Raw genomic sequence first — 13,899 nt, 5'->3', positions numbered from 1 at the left:
GGCGGGTGGGGGAGAGGGGCGGCGCGGCGGTGGGGTCGGAGCGGGCGGGGTGGCGACACCGATAGGCTGTTGGCCGTGCTACCCGAGGTGACGGCGATCCGGTACGTGACGCCACTGCGAGAAGGCGGCTCGATGCCGGGCCTGGTCGAGGCCGACGATCGGCGGCTGTACGCGCTGAAATGGGTCGGTGCGGCGCAGGGCCGCAAGGCGTTGGTCGCGGAGGTGCTGGCCGGGGAACTCGGTCGGCGGCTCGGGCTGCCGGTGCCGGAGCTGGTGACGGTCGACCTGGACCCGGTGCTCGCGCGCAGCGAGCCGGACCACCAGGTCCAGGACCAGATGCGGGCCAGCGGCGGGACCAACCTCGGGATGGCCTTCGTCAGCGGCGCGCTCAACTTCGACCCGCTCTGCTTCGAGGTGGAGCCGGAGCTCGCCGGGCAGGTGCTCTGGTTCGACGCGCTGATCGGCAACGTCGACCGCTCCTGGCGCAATCCCAACCTGTTGGTGGCCACCGGTGGGCTGCGGCTGATCGACCACGGCGCGAGCCTGATCTTCCACCACAACTGGCCGGGCGCCGCCTCCTGGGTCCGCCGTCCGTACGACGCCTCCGACCACGCGCTGCTGCGGGCCAGGCCGGACCTGGCGGCGGCCGACAAGGCGCTCGCGCCGCTCGCCGAGGCGGCGATCGAGGGCGCGGTGGCGCAGATCCCCGAGGTCTGGCTGGTGGACGAGTTCGGCTTCGACTCGCCCGACGAGGTGCGCGCCGCGTACCGTGCCCAGCTGACCGAGCGACTGGCCGGTCCGCGCGACTGGCTGCCGGAGGTGCCCGCATGACCGAGCCCGCGCTGTCCGCGCTGCCGGCCACCGTCGAACTGCACGACTACGAGTACGCCGTGATCCGCGCGGTGCCGAGGGTCGAGCGCGGCGAGTGCGTCAACGTCGGGGTGCTGCTGTACTGCCGGCAGAGCTCGCACCTGGCGGCCCGTACCCATCTGGACCAGGCCCGGCTGCTGGCGCTGGACCCGGTGGCGGACGTCCAGGGCGTGCGGCGGGCGCTGCACGGGATCGAGGCGGTCTGCCACGGCGGGCCGCAGGCCGGTCCGGCGGCGGGGGACAGCCCCGGGCAGCGGTTCCGCTGGCTGACCGCGCCGCGCAGTGCGATCGTCCAGCCGGGGCCCGTGCACACCGGGCTGACCGCGGATCCGGAGGCGGAGCTGCGGCGGTTGTTCGACCAGCTGGTGCTCTGACACCGGGGGCCGGGGCGGTTCGTCGACGGTTGCCCTGGTCAAAGCTTGAGATACTGAAGCACCTGGCCGTACGCTGGCCCCATGGGTTCGACAGCGACGACGACCGTACCGACCAACGCCGAGTTGATGGAGGCGTTGGCCGCCGTCGGTGCCGCGTACTTCCAGGACTTCGCGGCGGCCGCGGCCCGGCACGGGCTCTCCTCCTCGCAGGCCAAGGCGCTGGGCGCGGTGCAGGAGCCGGTGCCGATGCGGGCGCTGGCCGGGCGGCTGGGCTGTGACGCGTCGAACGTCACCGGGATCGTGGACCGGCTGGAGTCGCTGGGTCTGGCCAACCGGGAGGCGGCGGCCGGTGACCGCCGGGTGAAGATCGTGGTGATCACGGCCGAGGGCCGGGAGATCCTCAACCGGATCCGCGGCGAGATGGCCCGGACCCACCAGGCCTTCGAGGCGATGGACGACGAGCAGCGGATCGCGCTGCACTCCATCTGCGCCCAGGTGCTGCCGGTGCTGGCCGGCCGTACGGGCGGCGCGCAGTAGCGCGCGCAGAAGAGAACGCGCCGCCCGCGCCGCCCGCGCGCCGTCCCGGTCAGAGCAGCCCGGCGAGTTCCGGTGGCAGCGGCCGGTGGTGGAGCAGGGTGAGTGAGCGGGTGGTCCGGGTCAGGGCGACGTAGAGGTCGCGCGGGGCGAGTCCGGCCGGCTCGACGACGACCACCGCGTCGAACTCCAGCCCCTTGGCGTCCGCGACGGTGAGCGCGTCCAGCTCGGCCGCCAGGGTGTCCGGGGCGATCACGCCCAGGGTGCCCGGGCCGCCGGGCAGCCGGGTGAGCGCCGCGGCGAAGTCGCCGTCCGGGACGGGGATGGCGCGGGGCCGCTCGGCGCCCGGGCGGATGGACTCGGGCGGCCGGTGGTCGGGCAGGGCGGTGCGCAGCACGGCGGTGGCGAGGGCCATGACGGGCTCCGGCGTGCGGTAGTTGACGGTCAGCCGTTCCTCGCGCCAGCGGCCGGGCAGGTGCGGGTCGAGCATGTCGGCCCAACCGCGGGCGCCGGCGGGCGATCCGGTCTGGGCGAGGTCTCCCACGATGGTGAGCGAGCTGGTCGGGACGCGCCGCAGGACGGCGCGCCAGGCCATCGCGGACAGCTCCTGCGCCTCGTCCACGACGACGTGGCCGTACGCCCAGGTGCGGTCGGCGGCGGCGCGTTCGGCGGTGGAGCGGTACGGGCCGTTGTCACGGAAGCGCTCGGCGAGGGCGGCGGAGTCCAGCAGGGCGTCGTCGGTCTGCCCGGTGATGGTCAGCACGCCCTGGGCGAAGGCGAGTTCGTCCGGGTCGTCGTCGGTCGGGGCGGATTCCCGTGTCGTGCCGAGGAGTTCGGCGGCCTCGTCGAGCAGTGGGACGTCCTCGACCGTCCAGTCCGAGCCGGGCGGGCGGAGCAGGGCGGATGCCTGGTCGGGGGCCGTCTCGGTGAGCAACTCCCGGTCGGTGAGCATTCGTTCGATCAGTTGCCGGGCGGTGAGCCGGGGCCAGAGCGGGTCGAGCGCGGCGCGGACGTCCGGCCGTTCCCACAGCTCGCGCGGGGCGTAGTGGGCCTCCTCGTCGTCGTACGGGCGGCCGAGGGTGAGCGCCTGGGCGATGGCGAGGGCGTCGAGCAGGGTGCTCAGGTAGAAGCCGCGGGCCCGGTTGTGCGGCAGCCGCAGGCCTCGGGCGGCGTCCCGGGCCTCGGCGCAGGTCCGGGCGGAGACCCGCAGCCCGTCGCCGAGGTCCAGGCCGTCGGCGGGGGCCGTCTGGTGGGCGGCCAGGGCGCGGCGGAGCACCCCGGCCATCCAGGGGCCGCCCTTGGCCAGGGCGGCGGCCGGCGCGTCGGTGCGGGTGGCGGTGACGCCGGGGAGGAGCTCGCCGACGGTGCGCAGCACCACCTCGGTCTCGCCGAGGGCGGGCAGCACCTGGTCGATGTACCGCAGGAAGCCGGGGTTGGGGCCGATCACCAGCACGCCCCGGCGCTCCAGTGCGGCGCGGTGGGTGAACAGCAGGTAGGCGGCGCGGTGCAGGGCGGCCAGCGTCTTGCCGGTGCCGGGGCCGCCCTGGACCACCAGGGCGCCGGGCAGCGGGGAGCGGATCACCCGGTCCTGCTCGGCCTGGATGGTGGCGACGGCGGTGCCCATCCGGCCGGTGCGCTCGCGGCCGAGGGCGGCGAGCAGTGCGGCCTCGCCGACCAGGCCGCGCCGGCCGGACTCGTCCAGCCCGGCGAGGTCGAGCGCCTCGTCGTCCAGCCCGGTGAGGGTGCGTCCCCGGGTGTGCAGGTGGCGGCGGCGCACGACCGGGCCCGGACGGGCGGGGGTCGCGGTGTAGAAGGGGCGGGCGGCCGGGGTGCGCCAGTCGAGCAGCAGCGGTTCGTACGCGTCGTCGGTCAGGCCGGTGCGGCCGATGTAGTGGACGGTGCCGTCGCGCTCGTCGAGGCGGCCGAAGCACAGGCCGCGTTCGACCGCGTCCAGCCGGGCCGCGTGGCGGGCGGCCTCGCGGGCGCGCACCTCGCGTTCCAGCCGGGCCTGGTGGGTGCCGCCGGGGGCGGCTCCGTCGTGGGCGCCGTCGGCGGTGCGGCGGGCCCGTTCGCGCACCGTGTCGAGCCGGGAGTAGAGCCGGGTGAGGCGGGCCTGCTCGGTGCGCAGGGCCGCGGCGAGGGCGTCGCCGGGGTTTCCCGGGACCACTGGATGTTCGCTCATCGGTGTGGTATCCTTGCGGTGAGAAGGTTGCGGTGCGCCATCTGAAAGGCGCTCAATTGACCCAGCCTACCCCGGCCGCCGACGTTCGGCGTGACCTCGGCTGTTACTCTTGCGAAGCGTGAGCGCGAAGCCCCAGATCCCCAATGTCCTGGCCTCCCGGTACGCCTCGGCGACCCTGGCCCAGCTGTGGTCCCCCGAGCACAAGGTGGTCCTCGAGCGCCACCTGTGGCTCGCCGTCCTGAAGGCCCAGCAGGACCTCGGCGTCGAGGTGCCGGCCACCGCCGTCGCCGACTACGAGCGGGTGATCGACCAGGTCGACCTCGGCTCGATCGCCGCCCGTGAGCGGGTCACCCGCCACGACGTCAAGGCCCGGATCGAGGAGTTCAGCGACCTCGCCGGGCACGAGCAGATCCACAAGGGAATGACCTCCCGGGACCTGACCGAGAACGTCGAGCAGCTCCAGATCCGCCAGTCCCTGGAGCACGTGCGCGACCGCACGGTGGCCGTCCTGGTGCGTCTGGCCAAGCTGTCCGCCCAGCACTCCGAGCTGGTCATGGCCGGCCGCTCGCACAACGTGGCCGCGCAGGCCACCACCCTGGGCAAGCGGTTCGCGTCGATCACCGACGAGCTGCTGGTCGCCTTCCGCCGCCTGGAGGAGCTGATCGCCCGCTACCCGCTGCGCGGGATCAAGGGCCCGGTCGGCACCGCCCAGGACATGCTGGACCTGCTCGGCGGCGACACCGACAAGCTGGCCGAGCTGGAGCGCCGGGTCGCCGGGCACCTCGGCTTCGAGAACGTGCTGACCAGCGTCGGCCAGGTCTACCCGCGCTCGCTGGACTTCGAGGTGCTCACCGCCCTCGTCCAGCTGGCCGCCGCGCCGTCCAGCCTGGCCAAGACCATCCGCCTGATGGCCGGCCACGAGCTGGTCACGGAGGGCTTCAAGGAGGGCCAGGTCGGCTCCTCCGCGATGCCCCACAAGATGAACACCCGCTCCTGCGAGCGCGTCAACGGCCTGGCCGTCATCCTGCGCGGCTACGCCTCGATGACCGGCGAGCTGGCCGGCGACCAGTGGAACGAGGGCGACGTCTCCTGCTCGGTGGTGCGCCGGGTCGCGCTGCCGGACGCGTTCTTCGCCTTCGACGGCCTGCTGGAGACCTTCCTGACCGTCCTCGACGAGTTCGGCGCCTTCCCCGCCGTGATCGAGGCCGAGCTGGACCGCTACCTGCCGTTCCTCGCCACCACGAAGGTGCTGATGGGCGCGGTGCGCGCGGGCGTCGGCCGGGAGACCGGGCACGAGGTCATCAAGGAGCACGCCGTCGCCTCCGCGCTGGCGATGCGCGCGGGCGCCCGGGAGAACGAGCTGCTGGACCGGCTGGCCGCCGACGAGCGGATCCCGCTGGACCGGGCCGCGCTGGACGCGCTGCTGGCCGACCGGCTGTCCTTCACCGGCGCGGCCGGTGCCCAGGTCGCCGAGGTCGTCCGCCAGGTGGAGGCCGTCGCGGCCGCCTACCCGGAGGCCGCCAAGTACGCGCCGGCCGACATCCTCTGACGTTCGGTCAGTTCAGAGTCGAGGGCCCTGCCGCCGGACCGGTGGCGGGGCCCTCGCTCGTCGTGGGGACGTGGCCGGGGTCGAGCGGCGGGGCGGTGGGTCCGCACGGCCAGTCGCAGTTCGGCTCGGCCACCGGCTGCTCCTCGGGGGCGAGCACATTGCCCCGTACGGTCGCGGCCGCGATCAGCCCGCCGGCCACCAGGAGGCCCGCGCAGATCAGCATCGCGGTGTGGAAGGCGGAGTCGACCGCGGAGGGCACCCGGTAGGCGTCGCCGCTCAGCCCGGCCAGCGCCGGCAGGGCGGCCACCGCGAGCAGGCCGGCCGCGCGGGCGGCGGCGTTGTTGACCCCGCTGGCGATGCCGGCGTGCCGGACCTCGACGGCGGCCAGCACGGTCGCCGTCAGCGGCGCGACCAGCAGCGTCATCCCGCAGCCCAGCACCGTGACGGCGGGCAGCACGTCCACCCAGTACGAGGAGCCGGGGCCGATGCGCAGCATCAGCAGCACCCCGGCGGCGCACAGCAGGGGGCCGACGGTCAGCGGGACGCGCGGGCCGATCCGTTTGCCGAGGCGCCCGGCGCGCGCGGACAGCGCCAGCATCAGCACGGTGATCGGCACCAGGGCGAAGCCCGACACCAGCGGCGAGAACCCGGACACGATCTGGAGCTGCACCACCAGCAGGAAGAAGACGCCGCTGAACGCCGCGTACACGCACAGGGTGACCAGGTTCACCGCGGTGAACAGCCGGGAGGAGAACAGCCCGAGCGGCAGCATCGGTTCGGGAGCGCGGCGCTCGACGGCCACGAAGGCGACGCCGAGCGCCACCCCGATCACCCCGCTGACCCAGACCGCCGGGGACAGGCCCTCGCCGGCCGCGGTCAGCGCGTAGGTGATCGCGCCGAGCGCGAGGGCGGCGAGCACGGCGCCGAGCACGTCGAAGCGGCCGGTGGCGGCCTCGTCCCGGGTCTCCGGCACCGACCGGGTGGTCACCGCGATCACGGCGGCGGCGAGCGGCAGGTTCAGCAGGAAGATCCAGCGCCAGCCGGGGCCGTCCACCAGCCAGCCGCCGAGGAAGGGGCCGATCGCGGCGGACACCCCGCCGAGGCCGGACCAGAGCCCGACCGCGGCCGAGCGGTCGTCGGGGTGGAAGACGGCCTGGAGCATGGCGAGCGAGCCGGGGGTGAGCAGCGCCCCGCCGATGCCCTGGACGGCGCGGGCGGCGATCAGCACGTGGATGTTCGGCGCCGCGGCGCAGGCCGCGGAGGCGATGGCGAACCAGACCACGCCGATCAGGAAGACCTTGCGCCGCCCGTACCGGTCGCCGAGCGCGCCGCCGAGCAGGATCAGGCCCGCCAGGGTGAGCAGATAGGCGTTCAGAGTCCATTGCAGGGACGCCAGGGAGGCGCCGAGGTCGGCGCCGATCCGGGGCAGGGCGACGTTCACGACGGTGCCGTCGAGCATCGCCATGCTGGAGCCGAGCACGGTCGCCAGTAGTACCCAGCGACCCTGCGCGGTGCCCAGGCGCAGGGTGCCGGCCTCGGAGGTGGCCACGGGCGAATCCTGCGCTGCCGGGGCGCACGTGACAAGGGTCACCGGTGGGTGTGTTGACGGTCGGCGGTGCGTGAACGGGTGGCTGCGTTCCGTCGCCGATCTCGGCGCAGGGTCGTGGATCAGTGGCGGGGGGTGAATGGGTTGTGTACGCACCGTGGGGTCCGGTCTGCGGAGGGTCACCGGAACGGGGGAGATGGTTGCCCTTTCAAGAGATCGACATTGCTTCACCCGAACGGATGGGTTTTAGTTCAGCGACCGCCCGGCCAGTCCGGACGGATCCACCGGGTGGAACGCCGAGTCCTGCCGCTGCCCGGTGGTTCGAAACGAACTCTGTACGGCAGGAGCGGGGGACCCACAGGTAAGTCGCCGGACCGGAGTTCGCGCCTCAGGGCGCGGGCGTCCAGGACCGGCTAGGGGTGAAGCCGCGCATGCGGCCGGGCAACTCCAGCCCGAACCCGACAGCTCACCTCGCAGGCGTCGGAGAGGAAAATTCCATGCCTGCTCAGGCTCGTCGTATCGCCCTGCCCCGCGCCGCCCGAATCGGCATCGCGACCGCCGTCACCGGTGTCTCCTTCGCCCTCCCGCTCGTCACCGCGGTGAGCGCCCAGGCCCACACCGTTCCGGCCGCCCCGGCCGCGCAGGCCGCCGCCTCCACGGACGCCAAGCCGGCCGCGCCGGCCGCTGCCCCGGCCACCCCGGCCGCGCAGGAGAGCTACCGCGTCGTCAGCGGAGACACCCTGTCCAAGATCGCCGACGCCAAGAACGTCGAGGGCGGCTGGCACGCGCTGTACGAGCAGAACCGCTCGGTCGTCGGTGCCGACCCGAACCTGATCTTCCCGGGCCAGCAGCTCGCGCTGTCGGGCCACGCCGCCGCGCCGGCCGCCGACGCCGCCCCGGCCAAGCCGGCCGCCCCGGCGAAGCCCGCCCAGCCGGCCGCCCCGGCGACCCAGGCCGCCAAGCCGCAGGCCCAGGTCCAGGTGAAGACCGAGGCCGCCAAGCCGTCCGCCCAGCTCCAGACCCAGCTGCAGGTCGCCGCTCCGGCTGCGGTCGTGACCGCCACTCCGGTCGCCGCCGCCACCTCCGGCTTCGTCGCCCCGCTGGCCAACCCGAGGCTCGGCACCGCCTACGGCGTGGCCGGCTCGATGTGGGCCTCCGGCCACCACACCGGCCAGGACTTCGTCGCCTCCACCGGCACCCCGCTGCGCGCCGTCGCCAACGGCGTCGTGGTCAAGGCCGGCAACGGCGGCGCCTACGGCAACGAGGTCGAGATCAAGCTCGCCGACGGCCACTACGCCGAGTACGCGCACCTCTCCTCGATCGGCGTGAGGATCGGTCAGGCCGTCACCGCCGGCCAGCAGATCGGCCTCTCCGGCGCCACCGGCAACGTGACCGGCCCGCACCTGCACTTCGAGATCCGCAACGGCTCGGAGTACGGCTCGGACATCAACCCGGTCGCCTACCTGCGCGCGCACGGCGTCGCGCTCTGATCCGGGGCCGCTGAGCGCCGAGGGTTTTCGGAACCACCGCTGCTGCGGGGCGAATCGATCCTCCGGGATGGTCATGTCGGGTGACCGCTCGACCGGGTGATCGCCGCACGGCGGACATGGGCGCGGGACACGCCCAGGCCGGCCCGGCCGCACGAGGACCTCCTCGTACGGCCGGGCCGGCCGCTGCCGTTTCCGGGCCCGTCCGGTCGTGCCCCGGCCGTCCGGCGGGTTCCGGAGCGTCGTTCGACCGGTCGAACGCGGCGTCAACCCGACTGCTCCGGAGGGCCGTCGGCCCGATCGCGGGGCTGCTCCGGCGCGCCATGCTGTCGGACGGTCAGCGTCCGGCCGGTCCGGCGGTCGGGCGGGTCCGGGAGGCGAGGAGGCCGGATGGCGGTCCGGAGCGGGGACGTGGCGGGGGAGAAGGCCGGGCGGGAGCGGCCGGGGACGGGCGGCGTCGACCGGCTGAAGGCGGACTCGGTCGGCCTGGTCGGCGTGGTGTTCATGGCGCTCGCCACCGCCGCCCCGATCACCGCGATGACGGGCAACCTGCCGATCATCGTCGGGCAGGGCAACGGCGCCGGCGCGCCCGCCGCGTACGTCGTGGCGACCGTGGTGCTGACGGTGTTCTCGGTCGGGTACGTGGCGATGGCCCGGCACATCACCGCGGCCGGCGCGTTCTACGGCTACGTCTCGCACGGGCTGGGCCGGGTGGTCGGGATGGCCTCGGGGCTGCTCGCGGTGCTGGCGTACGTCGTCACCGAGGCCTCGGCCCTCGGCTTCTTCGCGTACTCGCTGCGCGGGCTGGTCCGTTCGCAGCTGGGGCTGGACCTGGGCTGGGGCTGGTACGCGCTGTTCGGGGCGACGGTGATCGGGGTGATGGCCTGGTTCGACCTGCACCTGACGGCCAAGGTGCTCGGGGTCGCGCTGGTGCTGGAGATCGGGGTGCTGGGGGCGGTCTCGTTCGCGGTGCTGTTCTCCGGCGGCGGGCCGGACGGGATCGTGGTCGGGGCCGTGAACCCGCTGAACGCGCTGAGGGGGGTGGGTGGTTCGGGCGCGGCGGCGGCCGGGCTCGGCCTGTTCTTCGCGTTCTGGTCCTGGGTGGGATTCGAGTCCACCGCGATGTACGGCGAGGAGTCCCGCGACCCCAAGCGGGTGGTGCCGCGGGCGACGCTGGTGTCGGTGATCGGCGTCGGGCTGCTCTACGTCTTCGTGTCCTGGATGATCGTGTCCGGCAACGGCGTCGGGCGGGCGGTCGCGGTGGCGAGCGGCGCCGTGCCGGGCAAGGACGGCAACAGCCTGTTCTTCGACCCGCTCGGCGCGCACCTGGGGGCCTGGGCGGTGAAGGTGTTCCAATGGCTGGTCGTCACCGGCTCGTTCGCCTGCGCGATGGCCTTCCACCAGTGCGCGGCCCGGTACCTGTACGCGATCGGCCGGGAGGGGCTGCTGCACCCGGCGCTCGGCCGCACCCATGCGCGGCACGGTTCGCCGCACGTCGCCTCGGTGGTGCAGTCGGTGATCGCGGTGGGGCTGGTGGCGGGGTTCCTGGCGGCAGGGATGGACCCGTACGTCCACCTGTACACGCTGCTGGCGCTGCTCGGGACGATGGCGATCCTGGTCGTGCAGACGCTCTGCTCCTTCGCCGTGGTCGGGTACTTCCACGTGCGGGGGCGGCACCCGGAGACCGCGCACTGGTTCCGGACGCTGGTCGCACCGCTGGTGGGCGGGGTGGCGATGGCCGGGGTGGTGGTGCTGCTGGTGCTCAACAAGGACGCCGCGGCCGGGGCGGCGGCGCACACGCTGCTGTTCCGGCTGATCCCGTACCTGGTGATCGGGGTGTTCGCGGGCGGGGTCGGGCTGGCGCTGGCGGTGCGCCGTTGGCGGCCGGAGCTGTACGCGCGGATCGGGCGGGTGGTGCTGGAGGACGCGGTCGAGCGGTGACCGGGCGGGTGGTGCTGGGGGCGCGGTCGAGCGGTCACCGGCCGGCGCTCGCGGTGCGCCGGGTTCAGCGCCGGTGGACCGGCAGGCCGTACTGGGCGGCGGCCAGCAGCGCGTGCATCCGGTGGCCGAAGTCCTCGGTGTCCCGGGCCGGTTCGGGGAAGACCAGGCGGACGTCGCGGTGGCCGTGCGGGTGGTCCAGGCGCAGCACCAGGCCGTGGCGGTCCAGGGCGAGCGGGCGGACCTCGGGGTCGTGGGTGAGCACGGCCGGGTCGAGCAGCCGGGTCAGGACGTCGAGCCCCTCGGCGTGGTCGTCGGCGAAGTGGGTGAGCAGCGCGGCCTCGTGCCGGGCCAGCGGGTCGGGGCCGGCGAGCGCGAGGTCGGCGGCGGTGATCGCGCCGGTGCCGTACGGGGTGGCGAGGACGGCGTGGGCGACGTCCACCCGCAGGTGCACGCCGAGGCCGTCGTCGGCGAGGTGGGCCAGGTGGAGCCGGCCGGCCAGGGTGAGGCGGGCGCGGACCCGGTCGCGGACGGCGACGGGGGCGATGTCGGTGACGTCGAGGACGACGGCGAGACCGTCGGTGGCGCCGATGGCGGCCGTGGTGAGCGGGTCGTCCAGGGCGGTGCGCAGGCGCAGCCGGGAGCCGTGCACGGAGACCGGGGTGTTCAGGTGGTGGTGCTCGCCGAGGGCGCGGACGGTGAGCGAGGAGGTCGTGCTGAGCAGGCTGTGGATCCGTTCGGCGGTGGTGGGCTCGGGGACCTCGGTGTCGCCGGTGGGCAGGCTCATGGACGGACCTCCAGTTAGTTAGGTGAGCCTAACCTAATGTGCGGGTGGAGGCGTGGCAAGCAGGCCGCCGGACGGGCGAGGGGCCCGGACGCGACTGCGGCGTCCGGGCCCCTCGGTGCGGCGGTGCGTCAGCCGACGACGGCCTGGGCGTCGATCTCGACCAGCATCGGCTCCTGCGGCAGCTCGACGAAGACGGTGGTGCGGCACGGCTTCACGCCGCCGGGCTTGATGTTCTCGTCGATGAACTCGGCGTAGACCTCGTTCATCAGCGGGAAGTCGGCGCGCTTGGTCAGGTAGACGCGGAACATCACCACGTCCTCGACGGTGGCGCCGCCGGCCTCGACGATGGCCTTGACGTTCTCCAGGGTGCGGCGGGTCTGCGCCTTCACGTCGCCGTGGTGCAGGTACTCGCCGGTGGCCGGGTCCTGCGGGCCCTGGCCGGAGACCTGGAGGATCGGACCCTTGCGGACGCCCTGGGAGAACATCCAGGCGGGAGCGGGGGCGCCGTCGGTGCGGATCTCGGTCTTCTCGCCGTTCCGGAGGTGCTCGGAGGTCATGGGATTCGGATTCCTTAACTGTGTCGACGGTTCGTCAGTTGTGGTCGGGGCGGCCGCAGTCGGCCGAGACGGCGCGGGTGGTGGCGAGCAGCTGCGGGAGCAGGTCCAGCACCTGCTCGTACGGCAGGACGACGTCCGGGACGGAGATCGAGGCGGCGGCCACCACCCGGCCGCTGGCGTCCCGGACGGGTGCGGCCACGCAGTTGATGAAGGCCTCGTGCTCGGCGTGGTCCTGCGCCCAGCCCTGGGCGGCGACCTTCTCCAGCTCGGCGAGCAGGGCCTCGGGGGTGGTCAGGGTGCGCGCGGTGTGCGGGGTGAAGTCGATCCCGGCCACCACCCGGCGCCGCTCGGGCAGCGGCAGGTCGGCGAGCAGCACCTTGGAGACGGCGGCGCTGTGCAGGGCGGCGCGCAGGCCGATCCGGGAGTACATCCGCACCGGGTGGCGGGAGTCGAACTTGTCGATGTAGACCACCTCGCCGCCCTCGTAGGCGGCCAGGTGCACGGTCTGGCCGGTGGCGGCGTTCAGCTCGGCCAGGTGCGGGGCGGCGATCCGGCGCACGCCGCGCTGCTCCAGGGCCAGGCCGGAGAGTGCGAAGAGGCCGGCGCCCAGGTGGTAGCGGTAGCTCGCGTCGCGATAGACGAATCGTTCCTCTTCGAGGCTCTGCAGCAGCCGGAGGACGGTCGTCTTGTGGACGCCGAGCACCTCGGCGAGCTGGTCGAGGGAACGCTCGCCCTCGCCGAGCTCGGCGAGGATGCGCAGGGCGCGGGTGACGGTCTGACTCATCGTGCTCCGCTTCGAGGGCCGGGGTTCCCGCTCATTGTGCCCGGGCCCGGTCGGCGGCCGGCGGCGGTCCGGCGGACGGTGTGCGGTCGGCGGGACGCGCGCCGTCGGCGGGCAGGGCCGGGCCGGTGATGCCCTCCGCGGTCACCCGGGTGGCGGCCCACTGGGCGGGCGAGGCGTCGAGCAGCGCGGCCACCACGGCGGCGTCCGGCAGCTCGGCCTGGTCGCCGTGGGCGGTCAGCGCGCAGGCGGCGCTCAGGTGGCCGAGCCGCAGCCGGCGCCGCTGGTCCAGGCCCCGGACGGTGCCGGCCAGGTAGCCGGCCGCGAAGGCGTCGCCCGCGCCGGTCGCCTCGACCACCTCGACCGCGAGGGCCGGCTCGGTGACCGCCGTGCCGTCCCGTTCCAGGGCGGTCACCTGGCGGGCGGCGTCCTTGACCACGAGGGTGGCCGGGGCGGGAAAGCGGCGGCGCAGGGCGGCCGGGTCGCCGGTGCCGAAGGCGGCCTCGGCCTCGTCGGCGCCGAGCAGCAGCAGGTCGGCGGCGTCCAGCAGCGGCGGCAGCACGGCCGGGTCGCGCTCGCGCCAGAGCGAGGGGCGCCAGTTGAGGTCGAAGCTGACCAGGCGGTGCGGCCGGCGGTCGGCGAGCAGGGCGCGCAGCAGGGCGAGGCAGTCGTCGGAGAGCGCGGCCGTGATCCCGGACAGGTGCAGCAGCCGGGCGCCGGTCAGCAGGGCGGCGGCGGCCGGGGCGGCGAGCAGGTCGGGGGAGAGCGCGGCGGCCGCGGAGCCGCGCCGGTGGTAGTGCAGCCGGCTGCGGCCGGGCCCGAGGTCGTGGCGGTCGCCGGTGCTTCCGCCGACCTCCTTGAGGTAGAGGCCGGTCGGGCGGTGCGGGTCGACCGCGACCGCCGAGACGTCCACGCCGCGGGCGGCCACCTCGGCGAGCAGCCGGCGGCCGAAGCCGTCGTCGCCGACCCGGCTGATCCAGGCGGTCGGCACGCCGTGGGCGGCCAGTGCGCCCGCCACGTTGGACTCCGCTCCGCCGACCGAGAGCCGGAAGCTCTCCACCGACTCCAGCGGGCCCGGGCGGTCCGGCAGCAGGACGGCCATCGACTCGCCCACGCACACGGCCGTCGGGGGAGGGCCGGGGCGGGTCGGGCCCTTGGTGTCCTGTCGCGGCATGTGCGGGGCTCCTCGTCTGCGGCCGTTCCGTCGAGAGCGGGCCCACCGGGCCGACTCCGCTGCGTGTGAGCGTGTGAGTGCCGCGTCGTCCGAGAGCGCTCACGTGAGCCGACCCCGTTG

The 13,899-nt window shown here is 74.5% G+C and carries 12 protein-coding genes and 1 riboswitch; of the genes, 6 read left to right on the top strand and 6 right to left on the bottom strand.

What is annotated here, in order from left to right:
- Positions 1-75: 75 nt before the first annotated feature.
- The 3 genes from ACFVHV_RS19440 to ACFVHV_RS19430 all read left to right on the top strand — a co-directional run bounded on the left by ACFVHV_RS19440 (position 76) and on the right by ACFVHV_RS19430 (position 1,781).
- Positions 76-831: a HipA family kinase gene (locus tag ACFVHV_RS19440; RefSeq protein ID WP_380352362.1), complete on the top strand. Its 756-nt coding sequence runs from the start codon at positions 76-78 to the stop codon at positions 829-831.
- Complete coding sequence (locus tag ACFVHV_RS19435; RefSeq protein ID WP_359907821.1) at positions 828-1,244, top strand: DUF3037 domain-containing protein; 417 nt, start codon at positions 828-830, stop codon at positions 1,242-1,244. Before ACFVHV_RS19440 ends, ACFVHV_RS19435 begins: the two co-directional genes overlap by 4 nt.
- A gap of 81 nt (positions 1,245-1,325) precedes the next feature.
- Positions 1,326-1,781, top strand: a complete 456-nt coding sequence (locus ACFVHV_RS19430) for a MarR family transcriptional regulator (protein ID WP_359907818.1) — start codon at positions 1,326-1,328, stop codon at positions 1,779-1,781.
- A 49-nt stretch (positions 1,782-1,830) separates the two neighbouring features.
- Here the strand turns inward: ACFVHV_RS19430 and ACFVHV_RS19425 are convergent, their stop codons facing one another.
- Complete coding sequence (locus ACFVHV_RS19425) at positions 1,831-3,960, bottom strand: HelD family protein (RefSeq protein ID WP_380352360.1); 2,130 nt, start codon at positions 3,958-3,960, stop codon at positions 1,831-1,833.
- 109 nt (positions 3,961-4,069) lie between these two features.
- On the opposite strand from ACFVHV_RS19425, the gene purB reads away from it, so the two are divergent.
- Positions 4,070-5,509: an adenylosuccinate lyase gene (gene purB / locus ACFVHV_RS19420; protein ID WP_359907812.1), complete on the top strand. Its 1,440-nt coding sequence runs from the start codon at positions 4,070-4,072 to the stop codon at positions 5,507-5,509.
- A gap of 7 nt (positions 5,510-5,516) precedes the next feature.
- On the opposite strand, the gene ACFVHV_RS19415 is transcribed toward purB, so the two are convergent.
- A complete protein-coding gene (locus ACFVHV_RS19415; RefSeq protein ID WP_359907810.1) occupies positions 5,517-7,058 on the bottom strand; it encodes an MFS transporter in 1,542 nt (513 codons plus the stop codon).
- Positions 7,059-7,349: 291 nt separating this feature from the next.
- Positions 7,350-7,550, top strand: a riboswitch (cyclic di-AMP (ydaO/yuaA leader).
- Positions 7,551-7,552: 2 nt separating this feature from the next.
- Here ACFVHV_RS19415 and ACFVHV_RS19410 point away from each other — a divergent pair.
- Positions 7,553-8,545, top strand: a complete 993-nt coding sequence (locus ACFVHV_RS19410; protein WP_380352358.1) for a peptidoglycan DD-metalloendopeptidase family protein — start codon at positions 7,553-7,555, stop codon at positions 8,543-8,545.
- Between the two features lie 387 nt (positions 8,546-8,932).
- Entirely contained in the window at positions 8,933-10,483 is a 1,551-nt protein-coding gene (locus ACFVHV_RS19405) for an APC family permease (RefSeq protein ID WP_380352357.1), read from the top strand.
- Positions 10,484-10,547: 64 nt separating this feature from the next.
- Here the strand turns inward: ACFVHV_RS19405 and ACFVHV_RS19400 are convergent, their stop codons facing one another.
- The 4 genes from ACFVHV_RS19400 to ACFVHV_RS19385 form a co-directional block, all read right to left on the bottom strand.
- Positions 10,548-11,267: a DUF2470 domain-containing protein gene (locus ACFVHV_RS19400; RefSeq protein WP_380352355.1), complete on the bottom strand. Its 720-nt coding sequence runs from the start codon at positions 11,265-11,267 to the stop codon at positions 10,548-10,550.
- A 128-nt stretch (positions 11,268-11,395) separates the two neighbouring features.
- Positions 11,396-11,824 (bottom strand): RidA family protein, encoded by a 429-nt coding sequence (locus tag ACFVHV_RS19395; RefSeq protein WP_359907799.1) that lies wholly within the window; start codon positions 11,822-11,824, stop codon positions 11,396-11,398.
- A gap of 34 nt (positions 11,825-11,858) precedes the next feature.
- Positions 11,859-12,608 carry an IclR family transcriptional regulator gene (locus ACFVHV_RS19390; protein ID WP_359907796.1) on the bottom strand — a complete coding sequence of 250 codons (750 nt, stop codon included), beginning with the start codon at positions 12,606-12,608 and terminating at the stop codon, positions 11,859-11,861.
- A 31-nt stretch (positions 12,609-12,639) separates the two neighbouring features.
- Entirely contained in the window at positions 12,640-13,779 is a 1,140-nt protein-coding gene (locus tag ACFVHV_RS19385; RefSeq protein WP_380352353.1) for a sugar kinase, read from the bottom strand.
- Positions 13,780-13,899 lie beyond the last annotated feature (120 nt).

Origin of the sequence: Kitasatospora sp. NPDC127116 (assembly GCF_042677365.1) — a bacterium.
Taxonomy (GTDB): domain Bacteria; phylum Actinomycetota; class Actinomycetes; order Streptomycetales; family Streptomycetaceae; genus Kitasatospora; species Kitasatospora lactacystinica.
The sequence above is the reverse complement of the archived record's forward strand: the minus strand, read 5'-3'. Positions and strand labels throughout refer to the sequence as shown.

Coding starts and splice junctions, on each gene's coding strand:
- ACFVHV_RS19430 (WP_359907818.1), top strand. CDS start 1,326: ATGGGTTCGACAGCGACGACGACCGTACCGACCAACGCCGAGTTGATG.
- ACFVHV_RS19435 (WP_359907821.1), top strand. CDS start 828: ATGACCGAGCCCGCGCTGTCCGCGCTGCCGGCCACCGTCGAACTGCAC.
- ACFVHV_RS19405 (WP_380352357.1), top strand. CDS start 8,933: ATGGCGGTCCGGAGCGGGGACGTGGCGGGGGAGAAGGCCGGGCGGGAG.
- ACFVHV_RS19425 (WP_380352360.1), bottom strand. CDS start 3,960: ATGAGCGAACATCCAGTGGTCCCGGGAAACCCCGGCGACGCCCTCGCC.
- ACFVHV_RS19410 (WP_380352358.1), top strand. CDS start 7,553: ATGCCTGCTCAGGCTCGTCGTATCGCCCTGCCCCGCGCCGCCCGAATC.
- ACFVHV_RS19395 (WP_359907799.1), bottom strand. CDS start 11,824: ATGACCTCCGAGCACCTCCGGAACGGCGAGAAGACCGAGATCCGCACC.
- ACFVHV_RS19385 (WP_380352353.1), bottom strand. CDS start 13,779: ATGCCGCGACAGGACACCAAGGGCCCGACCCGCCCCGGCCCTCCCCCG.
- ACFVHV_RS19400 (WP_380352355.1), bottom strand. CDS start 11,267: ATGAGCCTGCCCACCGGCGACACCGAGGTCCCCGAGCCCACCACCGCC.
- ACFVHV_RS19390 (WP_359907796.1), bottom strand. CDS start 12,608: ATGAGTCAGACCGTCACCCGCGCCCTGCGCATCCTCGCCGAGCTCGGC.